This window comes from Brevibacterium samyangense, from assembly GCF_039529845.1.
In the GTDB taxonomy this organism is placed as follows: Bacteria; Actinomycetota; Actinomycetes; order Actinomycetales; family Brevibacteriaceae; genus Brevibacterium; species Brevibacterium samyangense.
Window position 1 is genome coordinate 23,148 of record NZ_BAAANO010000005.1, and the last position, 21,925, is coordinate 45,072.

The following is a 21,925-nucleotide window of genomic DNA, read 5'->3' on the forward strand; positions in this document are numbered from 1 at the left end:
GGCCTCCTGCGCGGCGCCTCGGCGTCTTTCCCGGCCCTCCGCCCTGTCCGGTACCCCGGTGAGCCCGGTCAACTCCGGCGGCCGGAGTGCGGGGGAGTGGCTCAGTCCGTCTCCGGAGCCACCCGGGTGAGCGTGGGGTACTTCGGTTTCACGAGGTCCCCCGAACTCGTCCCGCGCAGGCGCCTGCCGACCCACGGGGCGAGGTGTTCGCGCACCCACTGGGCCTCCTCGGCGACCGCCCGGCGGACGGGTTTGCCCGGTCGCGCGGGGGCCCGGAACCCGGCGCTCGGCAGGGCACCGCCCTCGAGGGTCGCGAGTGCCTGCTCGGCGACGAGTTCGTGCCCGGCGGAGCTGAGGTGGAGACGGTCCTCCGACCACATGCCCTCTCCGTACAGCGCCCGCAGCCCCCACAGGTCGAGCATCTTCGCGCCGTGCCGCTGGGCGATGGTCCACAGATGCGAGTTGTAGACCGCGACCTTCGGACGCAGGGTCTTGAACAGCGGGTTCGAGGCGAGGGTGTCGAAACCGTTCACCACCATCACCTCGATGCCGTTCTCCCGCAGGAGCACGACGGCGCGTTCGAACATGTCCGCGAGGTACTCGATGTCGGTGTTGGGCCGGATGCAGTCGTTGCCGCCGGCGCAGAACGTGACGAAGTCGGGCTGCAGTTCGAGGGCGCGCGGGATCTGTTCGTCGATGATGCGGTCGAGGAGACGGCCGCGGATCGCGAGGTTCGCGTACGTGAGGTCCGGACTGCCCACGGGACTCGTCACGAGGTGTTCGGCGAGGCGGTCGGCCCAGCCGCGGAATCGGTTCGGAGTGCCCGCCGGATCGGGGTCGCTCAGACCCTCCGTGAACGAGTCCCCGACCGCCACATAACTTCTGATGTGCGTGGTCATGGGCGACACTCTAGTGCCGCGACCGGCGCCCCGCGTGTGTCGCGCACGCGGCCGGAGGACTAGGCTCTTCCTGTGTGCGGGCACCGCCGTGATCCGGCCCGTGACGCACCGCATCCCTCAATCGAATCACCCCTCGAGGAGTCCACCTTCATGTACATCTCCGTTCCCGTTCCCGCCGTGGAGACCACCGCGTTCACCGGCGGCACCGTGCTGCCGATCGCCGCCGGGGGTGAGCGTGCCGAACCGATCGAGAACGGCGTGCTCGTCATCGCGGACGGCAAGGTCCTCGCGGTCGGCCCGGCGTCCGAGGTCACGGTCCCGGACGGTGCGCGCATCGTCGACGCGACGGGGAAGTTCGTCACCCCCGGCCTCGTCGAGGCGCACGGCCACATGGGCATCCACGAGGACGGTGAGGGCTGGTCGGGCAACGACACCAATGAGATGACCGACCCGAACGGGGCCGGCCTGCGGGCGCTCGACGGCATCGATCCCTCGGAGCTCGGGATGAAGGACGCGCTGCGCGGCGGTGTCACCTCGGCGGTCGTGAAGCCCGGTTCCGGCAACCCGATCGGTGGACGGACCGCCGCCGTGAAGATGTGGGGACGCGTCGTCGACGAGATGCTCATCTCCCAGGACGTCTCCGTCAAAGCCGCGCTCGGGGAGAACCCGAAGCGCGTGTACGGCGACAAGAAGGTCCTGCCCTCGACCCGCATGGGCACCGCGAAGGTCATCCGTGACGCCTTCGTCGCGGCATCGAATTACGCGGCGAAGCGTGCCGCAGCCGAGGAGAAGGGCGAGCACTTCGACCGGGACCTCGAGCTCGAGACCCTCGCCCAGGTTCTCGACGGCACCCTCGCCTGGGACCAGCACTGCCACCGGGCCGACGACATCGCCACCGCCATCCGCCTGCGCGACGAGTTCGGCTACCGGCTCGTCATCAATCACGGTACCGAGGGCCACCTCATCGCGGACTACCTCGCGGAGAAGGACGTCGACGTCATCGTCGGCCCGCTCATGACCTCCCGGTCGAAGGTCGAGCTGCGCAACCGGACCCTCTCGACCCCGGCCGTGCTCGATCGTGCCGGCGTGCGCATCGCGCTCACGACCGACGCCCCCGTCATCCCGATCAACTTCCTCATCCACGAGGCGACCCTCGCGGTGAAGGAGGGCCTCGACCCGGTCGTCGCTCTCGAGTCGATCACGATCAACCCGGCCGCGATGCTCGGTCTCGACGACCGCATCGGCTCGCTCGAACCGGGCAAGGACGCGGACGTCGTCGTGTGGTCGGCCGATCCGCTCGACATCCACGCCCGGGCCGAGCGCGTGTACGTCGAGGGCCGCGAGGTCCTCACCCACGACGAGGCCGCGGGCATGGCGAAGGTCGCCGACCCCTTCGGCGCGACCTACATCAACGTTCCCTGACGCCCGAAGGCCGGTGGCCGTCCTCGCCCGGGCGGCCACCGGTACCACGCTCCCGCCCGTGGCGGGACGAGTGACGCGATGGAGGAGATCCGCGTGAGCGATGAGCAGCAGTCCACCGACGAGGTCCCCGTGTACACGGGTCCGACCGCGGGTGCTGCGCTCAGGACGACCGCGAACGCGCGCGAACTCGCGGAGGAGGCGCTCGCCGAGGCCGGTCTCGACACCGGTTCCCTCGACGGGACCGCGGACGCGGTCGACGAGGCGGACACGGCGGTGCTGCCCGTCGTCGGGGAGCCGCCGGCCGCCGCATCCGGTTCCCCGNNCCGCGAGGCGCAGCACGGTGCCGAGCCCGCGGCGCCTCGGGAGACCGGCACGACAGCCGGTGCCACGGCGGCGCCCGACGCCGCCGGATCGGCCGAGGAGGCTGCCCCGACCACAGGGTCCCCGGCCGGGGACATCACCCTGCCGGACTTCCGGAAACGGTCCCGTTCGCGGCGCATCCTCAAGGCCACCGAGCGCGCGGCCGACAAGGTCGCACAGAGTTCGGGACGGGCTTCCCGGAAGCTCTCGGAGTACCTCGTCCGGTCGGCGAAGACGCGGATCCAGGCGGCCCAGGAGGAGGCCGACACCCAACCGATCCCGATCGTCGCGGTCCTCAGGGGCACCCCGTACCAGGAACCGATCGTCGCCGAACGCAAGAGCGAGGACGAGGCGCGGATGATCCTCGACCTCGCGGTCGACATCGGTGCGGTCATGCTGCGGGCCGGGGCGAACACCTCGGACGTTGACGTCTGCGTCATCGCGACGTGCACCGCGATGGGCCTCGAGACGGCCGAGGTCGACATCATGCACAACTCCATCACCGCGCACTACTCGGACCCCGACGGGCGTCTCCACACCGTCATGCGGGTGATGCGCGAACAGCGGTTCCACTACGCGAAGCTCTCCGCCGTCCACACCCTCGTCCTCGACATCATCGACCACAAGGCGGAGTTCGACGAGGCCCGTGAACGCATCGACGCGATCCGCTGGCAGCGCAGGCCGCACACCGAGTGGACCGTCACCCTCGCGTTCGCGACCCTCGCGGCCGCGGTCGTCGTCCTCGTCGGCGGTGGCGTGTTCTCGACGATCCTCGGGTTCGTCACCGCGCTGCTCAACGACCGGTTCGCCAGACTCCTCGGCAGGATCGGACTGCCGGAGTTCTTCTCGACGATGGCGATGGCCGGGTTCACGACCTTCGTCGCGATGACGGCCTGGAACTTCGACATCGTCTCCTCGCCGCAATTCATCGTCACGTCCTCCGTCGTCCTCCTCCTCCCGACCCAGAAACTCGTCTCCGTCGTCCAGGACGCGATCACCCGCTTCCCCATCACGGCGGCGGGACGTTCGGTGGAGGTCGTCCTCGGGATCGCGGGCATCGTCTCCGGCATCGCCTCGGCCCTCATGCTCGGGCGGGCGATCGGGATGGAGACCATCGACGTGCTCGTCGAGGTGCCGCAGGCGCGCGGCTTCGGGATCGTGCTCGGGATCGTGGCGTCGTTCGTCATCGCCGCGACCGGCGCCGTCGGCATGCAGACCCGGAAGCGCATCATCCTGCCGGCCGCCCTCGTCGGCACCATCGGCTACCTCGTGCTGTTCGGGCTCACCCGGTGGGGCATGGGCAACATCGTCACGACGTTCATCGCCGCGACCGTCATCGGATTCCTGTGCCGGCCGATCGCGCTGCGCCAGGGTTCTCCCGCGACCGTGATGATCATCCCCGCCGTCCTCCCGATCCTCCAGGGCATGGCGGTGTTCTCCGCCGTGTACACGATCGTGCAGCCCTCGGAGTACGTGCCGCTCGCGACCGGACTCGGCGCGCTCTTCGCCGCGATCATCGCGAACGCCGCGATCGCGGTCGGGGTCGTGCTCGGTGACTGGCTCGCACAACCGGTGAGCAAACGTCTGGGTTCCCGCGACATCGAGAGTGCCGGTGAGGAGGCCCAGGCGAACCTCGAGGCCGAGGCGGACGCCGGCGACGACACCACCGCGCCGGAGGCCGGCGCCGCCGACGAGGGAACGGGACGGCCGGGGATCCTCTGAGGTGCTCGGGCTCAGCCCGCGTCGAGGCTCCAGTCGACCGGCGCGGCGCCCTGCTGCGCGAGCAGCTCGTTCACCCGGCTGAAGGGCCGGGACCCGAAGAACCCCCGCCGGGCCGAGAGCGGTGAGGGGTGCGCCGAAGCGATGATCGGCACGTTCCGCAGACGCGGGGTGAGCGACTGCGCGTCACGCCCCCAGAGGATCGCGACGAGCGGCCCGCCGCGGGCGACGAGGGTGTCGATCGCGAGATCGGTGACGGCCTCCCATCCCCTGCCGCGGTGGCTACCGGCAGCGCCGGGGGAGACGGTGAGGACCCGGTTGAGGAGCATGACCCCCTGCCGTGACCAGGGCCGCAGATCCCCGTTCTGCGGGCGGGGCAGGCCGAGGTCCGCCTCGAGCTCGGTGAAGATGTTCCCGAGGGACCGCGGGACAGGACGGACGTCCGGAGCGACGGCGAAGGACAGGCCGATCGCATGCCCCGGCGTGGGGTAGGGGTCCTGGCCGACGACGAGGACCTTCACCCGCGACAGCGGTTCGGCGAACGCCCGCAGCACGTTCTCTCCGGCCGGCAGGTACCCGCGGCCGGCCACGTTCTCCTCCCGGAGGAATTCGCCGAGCGCATGGATCCTGTCCTCCACGGGCGCGAGGGCCTCCGCCCAGTCCGGACTCATGAGCGAGGAGAGGGGCTGTGCACGCATGCCCCCACTGTAGGGGCCCGGTGACACACCCCCGGTGCGCGCATCGCATCCGCACACTGCATCTGCACCGCCGCAGGCCTCCGGGGTGTGACCGCACTCATGTCGCGGCGATAGAGTCGGTGGCGGATTCTCGGATCGTTCCCCGTACTCCATTCCCTTCGTTCCCCGAGGAAAGGACTCCCCATGTCGGACTTCCCGGCACCACAGGACTGGCAGATGCTCATCGGCGGACAGTGGGTGGACGCCCTCGACGGCTCCCGCGCCGACGTCATCACCCCGATCGACCGCACCGTCGTCATCGCCACCGTTCCCGACGGCAAGCCCGAGGACGCGGACCGGGCGGTCGCCGCCGCCCGTGAGGCGTTCACCGCGTGGTCGGCCCTCCACTTCAAGGAACGCCAGAAGCTGCTGCTGAAGTGCGCCGATGCACTCGAGGCGGCGGCCGAGGAACTCGCACAACTCACCTCCCTCGACACCGGCAACGCCCTGCGCACGCAGGCCCGCCCGGAGGCGCAGACCCTCGTGGACCTCTTCCGGTACATGGGCGGTGTCGCCGGTGAGGTCAAGGGCGTCACGCTCCCGGCCGACGGCGGCCAGCTGCAGTACACGAAGCGCGAGCCCCTCGGTGTCGTCGCCGGCATCCTGCCGTGGAACTCGCCGCTCATGATCGCGGCGTTCAAGACCCCGGCCGCGCTCGCCGCCGGCAACACCCTCGTCCTCAAGTGTGCCGAGGACGCGCCCCTCACGATCCTCCGGATGGGGCAGATCATCGGGGAGATCCTTCCTCCCGGTGTCCTCAACATCGTCACCGGCCTCGGCGGGGTCATCGGTGAGGCACTCGTCCAGCACCACGACGTCGACAAGGTGTCCTTCACCGGTTCGACGCTCGTCGGCCGGCACGTCGCGGAGGTGGCCGGACGGCGCCTCGCGCACTCCTCGATGGAGCTCGGCGGCAAGAGCCCGACGATCGTGTTCCCGGACTCGAACACCCCCGAGGTGCTCGACCAGGTCGTCCTCTCGACCCGCTTCGCCCGTCAGGGGCAGTCCTGCACCTCGGGTTCGCGCCTGTTCCTCCACGCGGACATCTACGAGGACTTCCTCGCCGGACTCGTCGAGCGGATCTCCGCCATGAAGGTCGGGGACCCCCGGGACGAGGCGACCGACATCGGCTGCGTCATCAACCAGAAGCAGTGGGACCGGATCGCGGACTACATCGAGATCGGGAAGTCGATGGACGGCGTCGAGATCGCGTACGACGGCACCGACTCCCTCGAGGTCGGTGAACCCGGCTTCTACCACGCGCCCATCATCTTCTCGAAGGCCCGCAACGACTGGCGGACGAGTCGTGAGGAGATCTTCGGACCCGTGCTCTCCGTCATCCCGTGGACGGACGAGGAGGAGGTCCTCGCGATGGCGAACGACAGCGACTACGGCCTCGCCGCCTTCGTCTTCACGAAGGACGTCGACAAGGCACTCGGGTTCGCCGACCGCATCGAGTCCGGGTGGGTCCAGGTGAATCAGGGCGGAGGCCAGGTGGCCGGCCAGTCCTACGGCGGGTACAAGACCTCGGGATTCGGCCGTGAGGCCTCCCTCGAGGGCATGCTCGAGGGCTTCACCCAGATCAAGCAGATCAACGTGAAGATCGGCTGAGGTCGGGACCGATCCTCCGCGCTGCACCCGCGCGCCGGCCTCCGGGGACACCCCGGGGGCCGGCGCGCGCATGCGGTGGACCGCGGACATGCGCGGTGGACCGTGCACGCTGCGGTGAGCGGCGCCTCGGTGCGGAAAACACACCCGTGTGGTTCGCCCCGCTAGACTGTGCCCGGACGACCAGAAGGACGGTGACATGCTCGAGGACGACAGCCCACACGATTCGGCAGCCTCCGAGGAGGCGGTCGGCGATGCCGACCTGCGGAGCGTGGCGGACCGGGCGGGTCTCACCGATCTCCAGGCGGCCGTCCTCGAGTTCGAGCGACGCTGGTACACCTACGGGGGTGCCAAGGACCACGCCATCCGTGAACGTTTCGACATGTCCGCCGCCGCGTACTTCCAGGTGCTCGGCGGACTGCTGGACAACCCGGCCGCGTACGCGGCCGATCCCGTGCTGATCAAGAGACTGCGCCGGATCCGTGACTCCCGTCAGCGGACCCGGGCGAACGCCCGAATCGCGAGGTAACGATGCCGGAGTACCCCAAGGACGAGTTCGACGAGCTGCAGCCGAGCGAACGCCGAGGCGCCCACCGCCAGACGAAGGGACCGACCTCCCAGGCCGGGGCCATCGCCCTCGTGGCGGTGCTCGCCCTCGCCGCGGTCCTCCTCGTCGTCGGCGCGGTGAACATCATCCAGCGCTCGTCCTCCGACCCCGCGGACGTCACCGCGGAGGAGCAGGCGCGCGCCTCGGAGGAGCCGGCTGCAGAGCCGACCGACTCGGAGACCGAGGTCGCGGTCGTCGACAAGACCGCCGAGGTCTCGGTGCTCAACGCCTCGGGCATCTCCGGAGCGGCGGACGAGTACGCCTCCGCCCTCGAGTCCGCGGACTGGACGATCGCCGAGGTCGGGAACTACTCGACCCCCGACTCGGAGACGATCGTGTACTACGCGGATCCCGAGTTCCAGGTGCAGGCCGAGGTGCTCGCCGAGGAGATCGGTGCGGCCGGTGTCGAGGAGTCCGCCGACTTCGAGGGCGACCTCACCATCGTGCTGTGCTCCGACATCGCCGAGCAGATCCCGGGCGAGGGCTCCGACGAAGAGACGGCTGAGGGCTCCGACGAAGAGACGGCTGAGGGCTCCGACGAAGAGACGGCTGAGGGCTCCGACGAAGAGTCCGCGGACGCCACCGACGGGGAAAACTCCTCCACGGAGGAGTCCGCCTGACCCCCGGTCCCGCGCGCCGGTTCCCGGCCCTGATCCGCCGGTCCTGAAATGCCCTCCCGCCGTCCTCGGCAGGAGGGCGTTTCTGCAGATGAGACACGGCGGTGAGCGGAGAATGAATCCTTCGCCCGGACCACCTCCGGACGGCCTCCCGCGTGGTAGATTCGCAAATGTCACGAATTGATCACGTACCTTCGCTGCGGTGACCATCGCCGCGAGTGTGCGCAGTTCGACGGTCGGGCGGTTCCGTTGCCAGCGGAGGCGGCCGACCCGGCACGGAATATGGGTGCACTCGCATCCGCCGATCTGAGTACTACGGAGAGTTTCATGGCGCAAGGTACGGTCAAGTGGTTCAACGCCGAGAAGGGCTACGGCTTCATCACCGTCGACGGGGGTGACCAGGACGTGTTCGTCCACTGGTCCGCGATCCAGATGGACGGGTACCGCTCGCTCGAGGAGGGCCAGCAGGTCCAGTTCGAGGTCGGTGCAGGTGACAAGGGTCCGCAGGCGGAGTCCGTGACGCTCGTCTGACCCACGGTCCACACAGACTTCCGTGCCACCCACCCGGGTGGCACACGAGGAGGAGTCGGAGGCGCTGCGCCTCCGACTCCTCCTGCGTTGTGCAGGGAAACCATCACGCGGAGCCCGAGGTGGTCGAGGGGGCGATTCCCGTCGGTGGTCCACTGAGATCGCGATTCCCTGCGGTACCCCCGTCGAGATCGCGATCGAATGCTGGGTTTCGCGGAAATGCAGCATTCGATCGTGACGTCGACTCCGCCGACCGAAACCTATTGCGCACTCGAGTGACGCCGGGACCCGTGCGGCACGTCGAGGAACCAGAAGTGACCGAGGTCGGGGCCCTAGAGCGGCGCCGGGAACCCGAGGTGGCCGGGGTCGGAACTGTGGGGTGCCTCGGCGGGACTCACAGAGGCCGTTCCGCTCACAGGGGAATCACGGCCAGGGCTTTTGCACTCTCGGGCTGAGAGTGCTAAATCTTGTACCGGTGAAAACCGTATCCGGGTCGAGATCGACCGGCGCTGTGGAAGGGAATCAGCGTCCGGGGGATCGGCCGTCGCGGGCGCTCGGAGACGGATCGTTCCATCCACCCCGTACAGGGAGGACCCCAGTCACATGGCAAAGCTCATTGCATTCGACGAGGAAGCTCGTCGCGGTCTGGAGACCGGCCTCAACACGCTGGCCGACGCCGTCAAGGTGACCCTCGGCCCCCGTGGCCGCAACGTCGTTCTGGAGAAGAAGTGGGGCGCCCCCACGATCACCAACGACGGTGTCTCCATCGCCAAGGAGATCGAACTCGAGGATCCGTACGAGAAGATCGGCGCGAACCTCGTCAAGGAAGTCGCCAAGAAGACCGACGACGTCGCGGGCGACGGCACCACCACCGCCACCGTGCTGGCCCAGGCACTCGTCCGCGAGGGTCTGCGCAACGTCGCAGCCGGCGCGGATCCGCTGAGCCTCAAGCGCGGTATCGAGAAGGCCGTCTCCGCCGTCACCGAGGTGCTCCTCGACAACGCCAAGGAAATCGAGACCAAGGAGGAGATTGCCGCGACCGCAGGCATCTCCGCCGGTGACGCCGAGATCGGCGAGAAGATCGCCGAGGCCATCGACAAGGTGGGCAAGGAAGGCGTCGTCACCGTCGAGGAGTCGAACACCTTCGGCATCGAGCTCGAGCTCACCGAGGGCATGCGTTTCGACAAGGGCTACATCTCCGGCTACTTCGTCACCGACGCGGAGCGCCAGGAGACGGTGCTCGAGGACCCCTACATCCTCATCGTCAACTCGAAGATCTCGAACGTGAAGGACCTCCTTCCCGTGCTCGAGAAGGTGCAGCAGTCCGGCAAGGGCCTGCTCATCATCGCCGAGGACGTCGAGGGCGAAGCACTCGCAGTGCTCGTCGTCAACAAGATCCGCGGCACCTTCAAGTCCGTCGCCGTCAAGGCACCGGGCTTCGGTGACCGCCGCAAGGCACAGCTCGCCGACATCGCCATCCTCACCGGTGGTCAGGTCATCGCCGAGGAGGTCGGCCTCAAGCTCGAGAACGTCACCGTGGATCTCCTCGGTACGGCTCGCAAGGTCGTCATCACCAAGGACGAGACCACCATCGTCGAGGGCGCCGGTGACGCCGACGAGATCGCCGGTCGCGTCGCGCAGATCCGTGCCGAGATCGAGAACTCGGACTCGGACTACGACCGCGAGAAGCTCCAGGAGCGCCTCGCGAAGCTCGCCGGTGGCGTCGCCGTCATCAAGGCCGGTGCCGCGACCGAGGTCGAGCTCAAGGAGCGCAAGCACCGCATCGAGGACGCCGTCCGCAACGCGAAGGCCGCCGTCGAGGAGGGAATCGTCGCCGGTGGTGGCGTCGCCCTCATCCAGGCGGGCGCCAAGGCGTTCGAGACCCTCGAGCTCTCCGGTGACGAGGCGACCGGTGCGTCGATCGTCAAGGTCGCCATCGAGGCTCCGCTCAAGCAGATCGCGACCAACGCCGGCCTCGAGCCCGGTGTCGTCGCGGAGAAGGTCAAGGGACTCCCGTCCGGCCACGGCCTCAACGCCGCGACCGGTGAGTTCGAGGACCTCCTCGCAGCCGGCATCAACGACCCGGTCAAGGTGACGCGTTCGGCCCTGCAGAACGCAGCGTCGATCGCCGGTCTGTTCCTCACGACCGAGGCCGTCGTCGCCGACAAGCCCGAGCCCGCACCGGCCATGCCGGACGCAGGCGGCATGGGCGACATGGGTGGCATGGGCTTCTGAGCCCACCGCTCGCGCGCATCTGCAGCACGGAACCCCGCACGTCCCCGGACGTGCGGGGTTCCGCTGTGTGTGGGGCGATCGCGGGTAATGCGGGACCTCGCATGCGAGGGAGACGGGGGCACGCGCGCGTGTGTGCCCTCAGGATCGCGGTCGTTTGCGGCGGCGTCGTTCGGCGCGCGTCGACGAGGTGATCGAACCGACCTCGAAGGCATGCGGATGGGCACGGATCTCCGCGCGGGCGTCCGGGTCGCCGAGTTTCGCCCGTGCCCGGGTCGTGAGGACCTTCCGGCGCTCCGCAATGATCCGGTCCTTGTTCATCATCGTGGAGAGGAACCCACCGCCGGTGCCGAGGATGACGAAGAGGGGCCAGAAGAAGATGAGGTTCCCGGCGGCGATCGAGGTGAACGCCCAGATCGCGACGGTGAGCCCGACAGGTCCGAGGAACATCCCGAGCGCGGCACGGCGCACGGTGTCCCGGTAGTGCGCGGTCGCCGCCTCGTCGATCTCCCGGGCGCTCGTCGGGATGTCGTCCTCGAGCTGTTCGAGGGCCCGGCGGTTGGCGGGGGTGAGGGCGAGGTCCGTCGAGCCCGCGCCGTAGGGCGAGGGCGCGACGATGTCCGTGAGGAGCGGGACGAATGCGCCGAGGCGCCGCGCCGCGGTGGCGGCCTGCATCCGCGCGGCGTGCTCCTCGCCGTCGAGGAGCCCCTCGGCGTACGCGGCCGCGAGGATGTCGAGCGCAGCATCCCGGTCCGCATCCGAGGCCCGGAGGTCGGGCATGGAATGCGGGTCCGCGGTGAAGCTGTCCCAGAGTTCCGAAGCGAGCGCCATTGCACCAGGGTAACGCTCCGGACACCGGCCCAGGAGCCATCGACGGAGGAGTAGTCTCGGGACCGTGATCGTCCCCGTCGTCCTCGTGCTCGTGCTGGCCTCCGTTCTCATCGGTGCACTCCTGCAGCGGACGACGGGAATGGGCTTCGGGCTCGTTGCCGGACCCTTCCTCGTCCTCCTCCTCGATCCGATCGCCGGGGTCGTCCTCGTGAACATGTGCGGAGCCGTCTCGGCGGCGATCATCCTCGTGCGGGTCCGTCGGGAGGTCCGCTGGAAGCGGATGCTCGTGCTCTCCGCCGGTTCTCTTCTCGGGATCCTTCCGGGGGCGTGGCTCGCCGTCAGGGCGGAAGCGTCCGTGCTCTATCTCGTCGTCGGCGGACTCATCGTGCTCGGCCTCACGGTGTCGCTCCTCGGCAGCCGGTACGCCCCTCCCATGGCTCCGAGCCCGGTGAAATCGGTGGCATTCGGGACCGCCTCGGGGTTCATGGCGGGAGCTGCGGGGGTCGGTGGGCCCGCGATCAGTGCGTACGCGCTCATGACCCGGTGGGAGCAGCGGACGTTCGCCGCGACCCTGCAGCCCTACTTCGTCGTGAACTCGCTCGCGGCCATCGCCGCGAAGCTGCTGTTCGACCGTGCGGCGGTGCCGCACCTGCCGTGGCAGATGTGGGTCGGGATCCTCGTGGCGATGCTCCTCGGACAGGTGCTCGGTGATGTCCTCGCGAAGAAGGTCGAGGTGAGCACGGCCAGGACGCTCATGATCGTGCTGGCGTTCGCGGGAGCGGTCCTCACGCTCGCGAAGGGGATCTGGGGCCTCGTCTGACCACCTCCGGGTGTGCTCCGAACACATCCGACAAGGTGCCCGGTGTCAGGACGCTGCCAGGTTCCGACGGCATACTGAACACCGTCTCGTCCGACGTCTCAACGGGGATTTCATATGTCATTCGGCCTCATTTTCCTCATCGTCCTCATCGGACTGGGGGTTGTCGTCCTCATCAATGCCAAACGCTCGAAGGAACGCGAACTCGCGCAGCGGGCGGAGGAGCTCGAGGTCGTGAAGAAGGCCGTCGGCGAGGACGTCACCTCGTTCGGCGAGGAGGTCGCGGACCTCGACGTCATCACTGCGGGCGTCGACCTCGACACCGCCGCGCGACAGGACTACCAGCGCGCGCTCGAGGCCTACGACACCGCGAAGGAGACTCTCGAACGGATCGACGACCAGGCGGACGTCCGCCACGTGACCGAGGCGCTCGAGGACGGTCGCTACGCCGCCGCCTGCGTGCGCGCCCGGGTCTCCGGGGAGTCCCTCCCGGTGCGCCGCCCGCCGTGCTTCTTCAACCCGCAGCACGGCCCGAGCGTCGAGGACATCGACTGGGCACCCGCCGGCGGGCAGCTCCGTCCGGTCCCGGTGTGTGCCGCGGACGCCGAGCGCGTCGCGGTCGGCGCCGAGCCCGCGGTGCGCAAGGTCGCGACCGCGGACGGTCACGGTCGCCGCGCCTACTGGGAGGCGGGCCCGGCCTACTCCGAGTACAACCGCGGATACTTCAACGCCTACGCCGGTTCCGGCCTGCTGCCGGGCGTTCTCATGGGCGCCATGCTGTTCGGCGGCTTCGGAGGCGGCTGGGACGGCGCCGGTGCCGAGGGCCTCGAGGGCGGCGACATGGGCGGTGGCGAGGACCTCGGCGGAGGCGACTTCGGCGGTGACGGCGGGGGAGACTTCGGAGACTTCGGAGGGTTCGACTTCTGATGGAGCAGGTGCAGATCCGCGACGAGTCGATCACGCTCGGACAAGTGCTCAAGCTCCACGGCGTCGCCGACAACGGTGCGATGGCGAAGGAGATGATCGCCGCCGGGGACGTCACGGTCAACGGTGAGACGGACACCCGACGAGGACGGCGCCTCGGCCCCGGCGACGTGGTCGCGGTGGACGCCGCCGGCGTCGAGTTCGAGGTGACGACCTCCCGCTGACGGCGCGGTACCCCAGGACAGCAGAAGGCCACCGGAGGCGGATCCGGTGGCCTTCTTCCGTGTGCAGACGTGTGCGGGGCGACACCACGGGCGGACCGTCGGGGCCGCCCTGGTGTTCAGTCCGTCATCCCCGGTGCGCCCCACACCGGGGACCACTTCGAGAGATCGTCCTCGACGGGCAGATCGCCCGCGAGCACACCCCGCAGGTGGATCTCGAGTGCGGAGTCACGGGTCCGCTCGCCGTTCGGGGCGAAGGGGTAGAAGGTGCCCCGCTTGTACAGGTAGACGAGCGCGGCGCGTCTGCCGTCGGGAGCGGCCACGTACACCGTGGAGCACAGGAGCATGGGCCCGAAACCGCGCACCTCGAGCGAGGAATTCACCGCGTGGAGACTCGCGACGAGTCGTGAGGCGTCACCACTGCTGTCGGTGATGACCTGCCATGTGAAACCGAACCCGTCGTTCTCCTGGCGGACGGCCGTGGACCCGTCCATCCCGAGGAGAGCGCGGCTCTCCGCCTCGACCTCGTCGAAGGCCCCGCCCTCGACCTCCCGGAAGGCGACGGCGGCGACGCCGGTCGGGCGGAATCCGGTGGCGGCCTCGAGTGTGAGGAGCGCCGGCGGGAGCGCGAAGAGTGCGTCGAGATCCGCCTTCTTCGGGGTGCTGCGACCGAAGAGTGCGTCGAGGAAGCCCATGGGCTGCTCCGTTCTGCGTGGGGAAGGAGGAATGCCGGGTGTCGCCGGGGCGGTCCCGGGCGGCGTGAGCGGCCGGAGCTCAGCTCGGCCGGGACAGATCCGCGGAGATCCGTGCAAGCTGTTCGAGGCGCGCCTCGAGAGAGGGGTGCGTGGAGAACAACTGGCGGACGTCCTTGCCGTTGATCGCCGGGATGAACGCGAGGTGGTTCGCCGCCGAGCTCGCGCGGAGGTCCTGCGCGGGTATGCGGGCGGTTTCGGAGCTGAGCTTCGTGAGTGCCGACCCGAGCGTGGACGGGGCGCCCGTGAGGAGCGCGGCCGCGCGGTCCGCGGCGAGTTCGCGGTACCGCGAGAGCACCCGGATGAGGAAGAAGCTGAGCGCGTAGACGAGCGCACCGACGAGGACGAAGAGCAACTGGAGCGGGACCCCGTTGTTGTTCCGGGACCGCGGTGCGTAGAACGCCGAACGCATCATGAGACCCGCGACGACCCCGGTCACGCCCGCCACCGTCATGACGGTGACGTCCCGGTGGGCGACGTGGGAGAGCTCGTGGGCGAGGACCGCCTCGACCTCCTTGGGCTCGAGGGTCTCGAGGAGACCCCGGGTCACACACACGACGGAGTGGTTCGGGGACCGGCCGGTCGCGAAGGCATTGGGCACCGCCGAGTTCGAGTACGCGACGCGGGGCTTCGGCATGTCCGCGAGCTGGCACAGGCGGTCGACCATGAGATGGAGCTGCGGGGCCTCCTGCTCGCTCACGACCCGACCGCCGATCGAGCGCATCGCGAGGGAGTCGGAGGCGTACCACTGGAAGAAGAAGATCCCGACGCTCACGAGGAGCGCGAGGAGGACCCCGGCGGTACTGCCGCCGAGGACGTACCAGATCGCGAGGACGAGGACGACGTAGACGAGCCCATTGAGGAAGAGCGTGAGCCCCATTCGGAAGGACAGGCCGCGGTCGGGAGCGAAACGGGACGAAGCCACAGGTGCCACCTTCGAGAGAAATGCCGACGGGGCCCGGCACGCAGGTGCGCCGGGCCCCGTGAGCGGAACATCAGGTCAGTTCGGGGATGAAACCCTCACCGGTGAGGAGTTCGGTGATCTCCGAGATCTCCGCGTCCGGGTAGGGGATCACGATGTCGGAACCGCCGAGGAAGTCGTCGGCCACCGGTTCCGCGTGGGAGAGCACGAACTCGCGCAGCGCGGTGAGCGCCGAGTGGACGTGCTCGGAGTCTCCCGAGGCGACGGCCTGCTCGACCTCGTCGTCGTACTTCTGCAGGGTGTCCTGTTCGACATCGGCCACGTCGTACTGGCCCTCACCCATGATGCGGACGATCACTGGGGACCTCCCTGCCGGCTCTGCGACGGCTGCTGCTCGGGCTCGGTGACGACCGCGTCCTCGGCCTCGAGGGCCTTGCGCGGTGCGGCGGGAGCACCGGGGAGGGCCTCACGCATGCGCGCGAGTTCCATCTCCACGTCGTTGTCGCTCGAGAGCGATTCGAGCTGACGGCTGATGTCGTCCTGCGAGGAGCCCGTCATGTCGTCGAGCGCACCCGAGGCGATGAGCTCGTCGACCGCACCGGCCCGGGCCTGCAGCGAAGCGGTCTTGTCCTCCGCGCGCTGGATGGCGAGTCCGACGTCGCCGAACTCCTCGGAGATCCCGGTGAAGGCCTCGCCGATCTTCGTCTGCGCCTCCGCCGCCGTGTAGGTGGCCTTGATGGTCTCCTTCTTCGTGCGGAAGGCGTCGACCTTGGCCTGCAGGCGCTGCGAGGCCATCGTGAGCTTCTGCTCCTCGGCCTGGAGGTTCTGGTGCTGCGTCTGGATGTCGGTGATCTGGGTGCTGAGCCCGGACTTGCGGGTGAGGGCCTCGCGGGCGAGGTCCTCACGGCCCATCGACATGGCCTTCTGGGCCTGCTCCGAAAGCTTGGCCTGCTGCTGCTCGAGCTGACCCATCTGCAGTTCGAGGCGCTTGCGGCTCGTGGCGACGTCGGCGACGCTGCGACGGACCTTCTGCAGCAGCTCGAGCTGCTTCTGGTACGAGTAGTCGAGCGTTTCGTTCGGGTTCTCCGCCTTGTCCAGCGCCTTGTTGGCCTTGGCGCCGAAAATCGTGGCGATGCGCTTGAAAATGCTCATGGTCGGGGGCGTCTCCTTCGGACAAGCCGATCTGGTGTCCCGGGCAACATTACTGGGGATTGCTGAATTTTTCCGGTCAGGAGTCCGCCGGCAGCGTGGCATCGAGGTCGAGTGTCCGGTCCCCGCGCACGACGGTGATGGTGACCGTCTCACCGACCGCGTGGGACCGGATGAGCGCCTGGAGCGACACGAGTGAGTTCACCGCGGTGCCGTTGACCGCGACGACGTGGTCGCCCTTCTCGATCCCGGCCTGCGCGGCCGCGGACCCGTCCTCGACCCCGGCGACGAGCGCGGAGGATCGCGAGATGCCGTCGATCTCGGTCCGCCCCTCGGAGATCGTCACGCCGAGGAAGGGGTGCGTGGCGGTGCCGTTCTCGATGAGCTGGTCGGCGATGTTCGTGGCCTGGGCGATCGGGATCGCGAACCCGATGCCGATCGATCCGCCCTGGCCGCCCGAGGACTGGTCCTGGAGCGTGGCGGCGGAGGAGTTCACGCCGATGACCTCACCGGCGGCGTTCACGAGCGGCCCGCCCGAGTTACCGGGATTGATCGCGGCATCGGTCTGGATGGCACTCGTGATGGTGAGCGCGACCTCCTGTTCGGTCGCGTTCTCCCCGACGTTCGTCGTCGTCACCGGGCGGTTGAGGGCGGACACGATGCCGGTCGTCACGGTGTCCGCGAGTCCGAGCGGGTTGCCGAGGGCCATGACCGGGTCGCCCACCTCGAGGCCCGAGGAGTCCCCGGCCTGCAGCGCCGGAACACCCTCGGGGACCTGCGCGAGCCGGATCACCGCGATGTCCGTCTCCGGGTCCCGGCCGACGATCTCCGCGTTCACCGTCCCGCCGCCGGCGAGGACGACCTGGACGGCACCGCCGGCCGTGTCCGCCTCCGCGACGACGTGGTTGTTCGTGATGACGTAGCCGTTCTCCGCGTCGTAGACGAAGCCCGAACCCTGGCCGGCGAGCCGACCGCCGACCCCGACCTGGATCGCGACGACACTCGGCGAGGCGTTCCGGGCGACCTCGGTCCAGTCGAGCCCGTCGGCGGCGACGGTGTCGGGGGAGTCCTTCCCCGCCGGCGCCGGGTTCCCGAACGAGGTCGTCGGGCCGCTGTCGCTCATCACATAGGAGGCTCCGGCGCCGATCCCGCCGCCGAGCAGTGCCGCGACGAGCGCGATCGAGAGGACACCGCCCCACCCGGGGCCGCGCCGCCTCCTGTCCGCCGAGGCGCCGCCGGCGGGGCCGTTCGGCTCACCGGGGCCTCCGGTACCGAAACCACCGGTACCGCCGGTCCCGAAACCGCCGGGGCCCTCGGGAGCCGACGTACCGGAGGTGCCCGGTGCTCCCGGAGCATCGGGTGCTGCCGGGCCGGACTCCGCGCCGAACGCGCCGGGGTACTGCGGTGCAGGGCGACCGAACGCGTTCGTCCGTCCGAAGGCGTCCGGTCGTCCCTGTCCGGCGGATCCGGGGGAGGGCTGCCCCTCGGGGCGCGGCGCCTCGGAACCGGTGGGCGCCTCGGGGCGGGAGCCCGGGGCCTCGGGCCACCCCGGGCGCGGGGCGTGGTCGGGACGCTGGGGGAGATCGGGGGTGTTCATGCTTTCCTCTCCTGGGACGGAGCGTTCTCTCGCCGGGACGGAGCGTTCTCGCTCCGGAGTTCCGCGGAGGACGTCGGTGGGATCGGTAGGTCGACACGGAAGGTCGCGCCGCCGCCAGCGGTCGGGTGGACGGAGATCTCGCCCTGGTGGGACTCGACGATCGCCTTGACGATCGAGAGCCCGAGGCCGGATCCGCCGGTGTCCCGCGTGCGGGAGGCGTCGAGTCGGTAGAAGCGCTCGAAGATCCGCGTCACCATGTCCGGTGGGATGCCCTCACCGTGGTCGCGGACCTCGAAGCGGACACGTCCGTTCGGGAATCCGGCGAGGCGGTCGCTCACGCTCACACCGCCCGCGGCCGTGACATCGGGCCGGATGAGTGTCTGCTCACCGGTGAGTGCCGGGGCCACGGGCTCCACCGCGGGCGATTCGTCCGTCGCCGGGGCCTGGGGCTCGGCGTCCGCGGACGGTCCTGCCGGGCCCGGCGTCGGCCGTGTCGTCGCCTCCGCGCGTTCCTTCTCGGACATCTCCTTCTCCTTGTCGTTCCTGTCCTTGTCGGTCTTTCCGAAGTTGAAGATACGGACCGGACCGGTGACGAAGCTTCGGTCTCCCTTTGTCCTGCCTGTGTGAGCGGACCGGGCCTCGCCGTCGGAGTCCTCGGCGGTGGCCGGGACGGGGATTCCGAAGGTGCCGACCGCGAACTCGATCGCGGTGCCGTCCGGGGTGTGCCGCACCGCATTGCCGGCGAGATTGACGATGACCTGCCGCAGTTTCGACTCCGAGCCGAGGACCTGCGGGACGGGTCCGGCCTCGTCGCCGTCGAGCCCGACGAAGCTGATGTCGCGGTCGGGAGCCTGTGCCGCGGCGTCGGCGGCGGCATCCCGGACGATCGCCCCCATGTCGACGGGGCCGATCTCCGCCGCGCGTCGCTCGTCGAGCCGGGCGAGGACGACGAGGTCGTCGACGAGGACGCCGAGGCGCTTGGCCTCCGCCTCGATCCGACTCATCGCCTGGTCGAGGTGCTCGGGGTCCTTGATCGCCCCGTGCCGGTAGAGCTCCGCATAGCCGCGGATGGTGACGAGCGGGGTGCGCAGTTCGTGCGAGGCGTCGGAGATGAATTGGCGCATCCGCTTCTCCGAGCGCGTCTGCCCGTCGAAGGAGTCCTCGATGTGCCCGAGCATCGTGTTGAGGGACGAGGAGAGCCGCCCCAGTTCGGTGCCGCGGGGGTACGGGGTGACACGCTGGGAGAGATCACCACCGGCGATCCGCGAGGCCGTCTTCTCGATGTCCTTGAGCGGGCGGAACGTGTTCGTGATCGCGAAGTACCCGACGCCCGCGACGAGGGCGAGGGCGAGCATGCCGATGCCGAGCATCGTGTTCCGGGCGCGCTCGCTGATCGCGTCGATGTCCTCGTCGAAGGGCACCGCGATCGCGACGAGCAGCTGGGTGTCCTGCACCCGGAGGGCACGCACCCGCCACTGGGAGCCGGTGCCGTTGACCGTGAACGGGCGTCCCTGCATGAGGTTGACCGTCTGGTCGTCGATCGTCGGCAGGGCCGGAGTGTTGTCGGTCTCCGGCGACACCGGGTCGTACACCTTCTCCCCGGCCGCGGTGTAGAACTGCACGTAGTACGCGCCGGGGAGCAGGTCCCGCAGGGACTCCTCGCCCGTCGTCGACTCCTCGACCGTGCCGGAGTCGGAGGACACGAAGAGAACCTCCGCCGCCTCGATCGCGAGCGCCTCCGAGGCGTCGATGAGCCGTTCGTCGGTCCGTTCGATGAGGCTCGCCCGCAGATTCGTGAGCACCCATGCGCTCGTGCCGGTGAGCACGAGCAGCACGAGCGTCATCATGATGGTGAGGAGCTTGGTCGTGAGGGACCATTCCTCCCACACCACCGGGCGGGTGGAGCGGCCGGACCGGTGCGTGCCGCCGGCCTGTGGACTCACTTGGTTTCCGGGGTGCGCAGCATGTAACCGACGCCGCGCTTCGTCTGGATCATCGGCGTCCACGTGATGTCGGTCGGGTTGCCGGCCTCGTCGGTGGTCGGGGCCTGGTCGATCTTGCGGCGCAGGTACGAGATGTAGGACTCGACGATGCCGGTGTCACCGCCGAAGTCGTACTCCCACACGTGGTCGAGGATCTGGGCCTTCGACAGCACGCGGTTGGCGTTGAGCATGAGGTAGCGCAGGAGCTTGAACTCGGTGGGGGAGAGGTCGACGAGGATGCCGCCGCGGCGTACCTCGTGCGTGTCGTCGTCGAGTTCGAGGTCGCCGACCTCGATGATCGCGCTGTCCTCCTCCTCGGGGGAGTGGGTGCGTCGCAGCACCGCGCGGATCCGGGCGACGACCTCCTCGAGGCTGAAGGGCTTCGTCACGTAGTCGTCGCCGCCGACGGTGAGGCCGGTGATCTTGTCCGAGGTGTCGTCGCGGGCCGTGAGGAACACGACCGGGATGTGGCGGCCCGCCTGCCGGAGGCGACGGGTGACGGTGAAACCGTCCATGTCCGGGAGCATGACGTCGAGGACGAGGAGGTCGGGCTCGGCCTGCTCCGCGAGTCGGAGTGCCTCGGCGCCGTTGGCCGCGGAGAGCACGTCGAATCCGGCGAACCTCAGACTCGTGGAGAGGAGTTCGCGGATATTGGGTTCGTCGTCGACGACCAGCAGGGTGGCTTCGACGTCCTGGGGTTCGGTGTGTGCGCTCATGTCCTCATTCTCGGTTCTGAGTCTGGAAGTCGTCTGGACATCAGCTGGGTGAGAGTGTGCGGTTGATCACACAATCCGCCCTGCGCTGGAAGCCAGGTGTCCACTCCCTGAACGCCGGCTGTGCCCGCGTGATTCCCATCGCCTTTTCCGCACCGGACTTGACCACCCCGTGCGACAGGTCGTTCCATGTTCCTCGGCCACCTCGTTCGCGTGCGCCTCCCGCCCGTGCCGGCGACCCGCTTCCCGCGGTGTCGACCCGGGCTCCCACCACCGTTTCCCTCCCGCTCGCGGGCCCGTCGTCCCGTGAGGAGGACCGTGAACCGTACTGCTGTCTGGGGCCTGACCCTGTCGCTCGTCTCCGCCTTCCTGTTCGCTGCCGCAGCACCCTTCGCGAAGGCGATGTACACGACGGGATGGACACCCGGATCCGTCGTCCTCCTCCGGCTCCTCGGGTGTGCTCTCGTCCTCGCGGCGCCGGTGGCGCTCGCGGTCCGCCGGATGCCCCGGGAGTTCGTGCGCAATGCGGGGACCCTCGTGCTCTACGGCGTCATCGCGATGGCCGGGGTGCAGCTCTTCTACTTCATGTCCGTCGAACACCTCGCGGTGTCCCTCGCACTCCTCCTCGAGATGACGGCGCCGGTGATGATCGTGCTGTGGGTGTGGATGCGCACGGGCACCCGCCCCGATTCACGGACGTTCCTGGGAATCGCACTCGCGATGGGCGGGCTCGTCCTCGTGCTCGATCCGCGCGGGGCGCGGCTCGATCCGCTCTCCGTCGGGTTCGCGCTCGCCGCCGCCGTCTGCCTCAGCTTCTTCTTCCTCGCCTCCGCGAAGGGCGATCTGCGGATCCCGCCCGTCGCACTCACCGGCGTGGGGATGGGGGTCGGTGGGGCCACGGTCGGCCTGCTCCTCCTCGCCGGCGTCGTTCCGGCAGGGTTCTCCGCCGCGGTCGTCGACGTCGGGTTCATGACTCTGCCGTGGTGGGGGTCGATGAGCATCATCGTGCTCGTCACCGCCGGCGCATATGCCTTCGGCGTCATCGGGATCCGACTCATCGGCGCGACCGTGTCGAGTTTCGTCAACCTCGTCGAGGTGCCGTTCTCCGTCGTCGTCGCGTGGATCGTCCTCGCCGAGATGCCCGTGTACATGCAGATCCTCGGTGGTGTCCTCGTCCTCGCGGGCGTCGTCTTCATCAAGCTCGGGGAGAACCGGGCGGCCCGGCGGGACTTCGTGGACGCTGTGCTGGTCGAAGTATCTGCCGGGGCTGTGCCTGCCGGGGTCGATC

The 21,925-nt window shown here is 69.3% G+C and carries 21 protein-coding genes; 11 read left to right on the forward strand and 10 right to left on the reverse strand.

The features are described 5' to 3' along the window. Positions 1-101 precede the first annotated feature (101 nt). On the reverse strand, positions 102-899 hold the full coding sequence (locus ABD172_RS02410; protein ID WP_344306615.1) for an SGNH/GDSL hydrolase family protein: 798 nt from the start codon (positions 897-899) through the stop codon (positions 102-104). Positions 900-1,049: 150 nt separating this feature from the next. Between ABD172_RS02410 and ABD172_RS02415 the strand changes: the two genes are divergently transcribed. Continuing rightward, a complete protein-coding gene (locus ABD172_RS02415; RefSeq protein WP_344306616.1) occupies positions 1,050-2,321 on the forward strand; it encodes an amidohydrolase in 1,272 nt (423 codons plus the stop codon). A gap of 717 nt (positions 2,322-3,038) precedes the next feature. After that, on the forward strand, positions 3,039-4,403 hold the full coding sequence (locus tag ABD172_RS02420; RefSeq protein ID WP_425546648.1) for a threonine/serine exporter family protein: 1,365 nt from the start codon (positions 3,039-3,041) through the stop codon (positions 4,401-4,403). Positions 4,404-4,414: 11 nt separating this feature from the next. Here ABD172_RS02420 and ABD172_RS02425 read toward each other — a convergent pair whose 3' ends face one another. Then, the gene (locus tag ABD172_RS02425; RefSeq protein WP_344306619.1) at positions 4,415-5,098 is read right to left on the reverse strand and encodes a uracil-DNA glycosylase; all 684 of its coding nucleotides are present in this window, start codon (positions 5,096-5,098) and stop codon (positions 4,415-4,417) included. A gap of 183 nt (positions 5,099-5,281) precedes the next feature. Between ABD172_RS02425 and ABD172_RS02430 the strand changes: the two genes are divergently transcribed. From ABD172_RS02430 to groL, 5 genes are all read left to right on the forward strand, one after another. Next, positions 5,282-6,748, forward strand: a complete 1,467-nt coding sequence (locus ABD172_RS02430) for an aldehyde dehydrogenase family protein (protein WP_344306621.1) — start codon at positions 5,282-5,284, stop codon at positions 6,746-6,748. Positions 6,749-6,944: 196 nt separating this feature from the next. After that, on the forward strand, positions 6,945-7,274 hold the full coding sequence (locus tag ABD172_RS02435) for a DUF3263 domain-containing protein (RefSeq protein WP_425546644.1): 330 nt from the start codon (positions 6,945-6,947) through the stop codon (positions 7,272-7,274). A gap of 2 nt (positions 7,275-7,276) precedes the next feature. After that, positions 7,277-7,972 (forward strand): LytR C-terminal domain-containing protein, encoded by a 696-nt coding sequence (locus tag ABD172_RS02440; RefSeq protein WP_344306623.1) that lies wholly within the window; start codon positions 7,277-7,279, stop codon positions 7,970-7,972. A 324-nt stretch (positions 7,973-8,296) separates the two neighbouring features. Further along, on the forward strand, positions 8,297-8,500 hold the full coding sequence (locus tag ABD172_RS02445) for a cold-shock protein (RefSeq protein ID WP_344306625.1): 204 nt from the start codon (positions 8,297-8,299) through the stop codon (positions 8,498-8,500). 600 nt (positions 8,501-9,100) lie between these two features. Further along, positions 9,101-10,732, forward strand: a complete 1,632-nt coding sequence (gene groL, locus ABD172_RS02450) for a chaperonin GroEL (RefSeq protein ID WP_344306626.1) — start codon at positions 9,101-9,103, stop codon at positions 10,730-10,732. A 138-nt stretch (positions 10,733-10,870) separates the two neighbouring features. Here groL and ABD172_RS02455 read toward each other — a convergent pair whose 3' ends face one another. After that, on the reverse strand, positions 10,871-11,560 hold the full coding sequence (locus ABD172_RS02455; RefSeq protein WP_344306628.1) for a DUF1707 domain-containing protein: 690 nt from the start codon (positions 11,558-11,560) through the stop codon (positions 10,871-10,873). Between the two features lie 64 nt (positions 11,561-11,624). Between ABD172_RS02455 and ABD172_RS02460 the strand changes: the two genes are divergently transcribed. The 3 genes from ABD172_RS02460 (at position 11,625) to ABD172_RS02470 (ending at position 13,525) form a co-directional block, all read left to right on the forward strand. Beyond that, on the forward strand, positions 11,625-12,380 hold the full coding sequence (locus tag ABD172_RS02460; protein ID WP_344306629.1) for a TSUP family transporter: 756 nt from the start codon (positions 11,625-11,627) through the stop codon (positions 12,378-12,380). 114 nt (positions 12,381-12,494) lie between these two features. Beyond that, the gene (locus tag ABD172_RS02465) at positions 12,495-13,304 is read left to right on the forward strand and encodes a hypothetical protein (RefSeq protein ID WP_344306631.1); all 810 of its coding nucleotides are present in this window, start codon (positions 12,495-12,497) and stop codon (positions 13,302-13,304) included. Further along, complete coding sequence (locus tag ABD172_RS02470) at positions 13,304-13,525, forward strand: RNA-binding S4 domain-containing protein (protein WP_344306633.1); 222 nt, start codon at positions 13,304-13,306, stop codon at positions 13,523-13,525. Before ABD172_RS02465 ends, ABD172_RS02470 begins: the two co-directional genes overlap by 1 nt. Positions 13,526-13,641: 116 nt before the next feature. Here the strand turns inward: ABD172_RS02470 and pspAB are convergent, their stop codons facing one another. The 7 genes from pspAB to ABD172_RS02505 form a co-directional block, all read right to left on the reverse strand. Next, positions 13,642-14,217, reverse strand: coding sequence for a PspA-associated protein PspAB (gene pspAB / locus ABD172_RS02475; protein WP_344306635.1), 576 nt, complete (start codon positions 14,215-14,217; stop codon positions 13,642-13,644). A 79-nt stretch (positions 14,218-14,296) separates the two neighbouring features. Continuing rightward, positions 14,297-15,199: a zinc metalloprotease HtpX gene (gene htpX / locus ABD172_RS02480; protein WP_344306637.1), complete on the reverse strand. Its 903-nt coding sequence runs from the start codon at positions 15,197-15,199 to the stop codon at positions 14,297-14,299. Between the two features lie 70 nt (positions 15,200-15,269). Next, a complete protein-coding gene (gene pspAA, locus ABD172_RS02485; RefSeq protein WP_344306639.1) occupies positions 15,270-15,554 on the reverse strand; it encodes a PspA-associated protein PspAA in 285 nt (94 codons plus the stop codon). Further along, positions 15,551-16,348 carry a PspA/IM30 family protein gene (locus ABD172_RS02490; protein WP_344306640.1) on the reverse strand — a complete coding sequence of 266 codons (798 nt, stop codon included), beginning with the start codon at positions 16,346-16,348 and terminating at the stop codon, positions 15,551-15,553. Before ABD172_RS02490 ends, pspAA begins: the two co-directional genes overlap by 4 nt. 76 nt (positions 16,349-16,424) lie before the next feature. Further along, a complete protein-coding gene (locus tag ABD172_RS02495; protein WP_344306642.1) occupies positions 16,425-17,942 on the reverse strand; it encodes a S1C family serine protease in 1,518 nt (505 codons plus the stop codon). Beyond that, the gene (locus tag ABD172_RS02500; RefSeq protein ID WP_344307045.1) at positions 17,939-19,789 is read right to left on the reverse strand and encodes a sensor histidine kinase; all 1,851 of its coding nucleotides are present in this window, start codon (positions 19,787-19,789) and stop codon (positions 17,939-17,941) included. The genes ABD172_RS02495 and ABD172_RS02500 overlap by 4 nt, the downstream gene beginning before the upstream one ends. Positions 19,790-19,881: 92 nt before the next feature. Next, entirely contained in the window at positions 19,882-20,640 is a 759-nt protein-coding gene (locus tag ABD172_RS02505) for a response regulator transcription factor (protein WP_344306643.1), read from the reverse strand. 315 nt (positions 20,641-20,955) lie between these two features. On the opposite strand from ABD172_RS02505, the gene ABD172_RS02510 reads away from it, so the two are divergent. Next, positions 20,956-21,925, forward strand: a 970-nt coding sequence (locus ABD172_RS02510) for an EamA family transporter (RefSeq protein ID WP_344306645.1), incomplete at its 3' end; no start/stop codon positions are given.

Bases quoted from the DNA above. Each gene is read 5' to 3' on its own strand.
- ABD172_RS02410 (WP_344306615.1), bottom strand. From the start codon at position 899: ATGACCACGCACATCAGAAGTTATGTGGCGGTCGGGGACTCGTTCACG.
- ABD172_RS02415 (WP_344306616.1), top strand. From the start codon at position 1,050: ATGTACATCTCCGTTCCCGTTCCCGCCGTGGAGACCACCGCGTTCACC.
- ABD172_RS02420 (WP_425546648.1), top strand. From the start codon at position 3,039: ATGATCCTCGACCTCGCGGTCGACATCGGTGCGGTCATGCTGCGGGCC.
- ABD172_RS02425 (WP_344306619.1), bottom strand. From the start codon at position 5,098: ATGCGTGCACAGCCCCTCTCCTCGCTCATGAGTCCGGACTGGGCGGAG.
- ABD172_RS02430 (WP_344306621.1), top strand. From the start codon at position 5,282: ATGTCGGACTTCCCGGCACCACAGGACTGGCAGATGCTCATCGGCGGA.
- ABD172_RS02435 (WP_425546644.1), top strand. From the start codon at position 6,945: ATGCTCGAGGACGACAGCCCACACGATTCGGCAGCCTCCGAGGAGGCG.
- ABD172_RS02440 (WP_344306623.1), top strand. From the start codon at position 7,277: ATGCCGGAGTACCCCAAGGACGAGTTCGACGAGCTGCAGCCGAGCGAA.
- ABD172_RS02445 (WP_344306625.1), top strand. From the start codon at position 8,297: ATGGCGCAAGGTACGGTCAAGTGGTTCAACGCCGAGAAGGGCTACGGC.
- groL (WP_344306626.1), top strand. From the start codon at position 9,101: ATGGCAAAGCTCATTGCATTCGACGAGGAAGCTCGTCGCGGTCTGGAG.
- ABD172_RS02455 (WP_344306628.1), bottom strand. From the start codon at position 11,560: ATGGCGCTCGCTTCGGAACTCTGGGACAGCTTCACCGCGGACCCGCAT.
- ABD172_RS02465 (WP_344306631.1), top strand. From the start codon at position 12,495: ATGTCATTCGGCCTCATTTTCCTCATCGTCCTCATCGGACTGGGGGTT.
- ABD172_RS02470 (WP_344306633.1), top strand. From the start codon at position 13,304: ATGGAGCAGGTGCAGATCCGCGACGAGTCGATCACGCTCGGACAAGTG.
- pspAB (WP_344306635.1), bottom strand. From the start codon at position 14,217: ATGGGCTTCCTCGACGCACTCTTCGGTCGCAGCACCCCGAAGAAGGCG.
- ABD172_RS02490 (WP_344306640.1), bottom strand. From the start codon at position 16,348: ATGAGCATTTTCAAGCGCATCGCCACGATTTTCGGCGCCAAGGCCAAC.
- ABD172_RS02495 (WP_344306642.1), bottom strand. From the start codon at position 17,942: ATGAACACCCCCGATCTCCCCCAGCGTCCCGACCACGCCCCGCGCCCG.
- ABD172_RS02500 (WP_344307045.1), bottom strand. From the start codon at position 19,789: ATGATGACGCTCGTGCTGCTCGTGCTCACCGGCACGAGCGCATGGGTG.
- ABD172_RS02505 (WP_344306643.1), bottom strand. From the start codon at position 20,640: ATGAGCGCACACACCGAACCCCAGGACGTCGAAGCCACCCTGCTGGTC.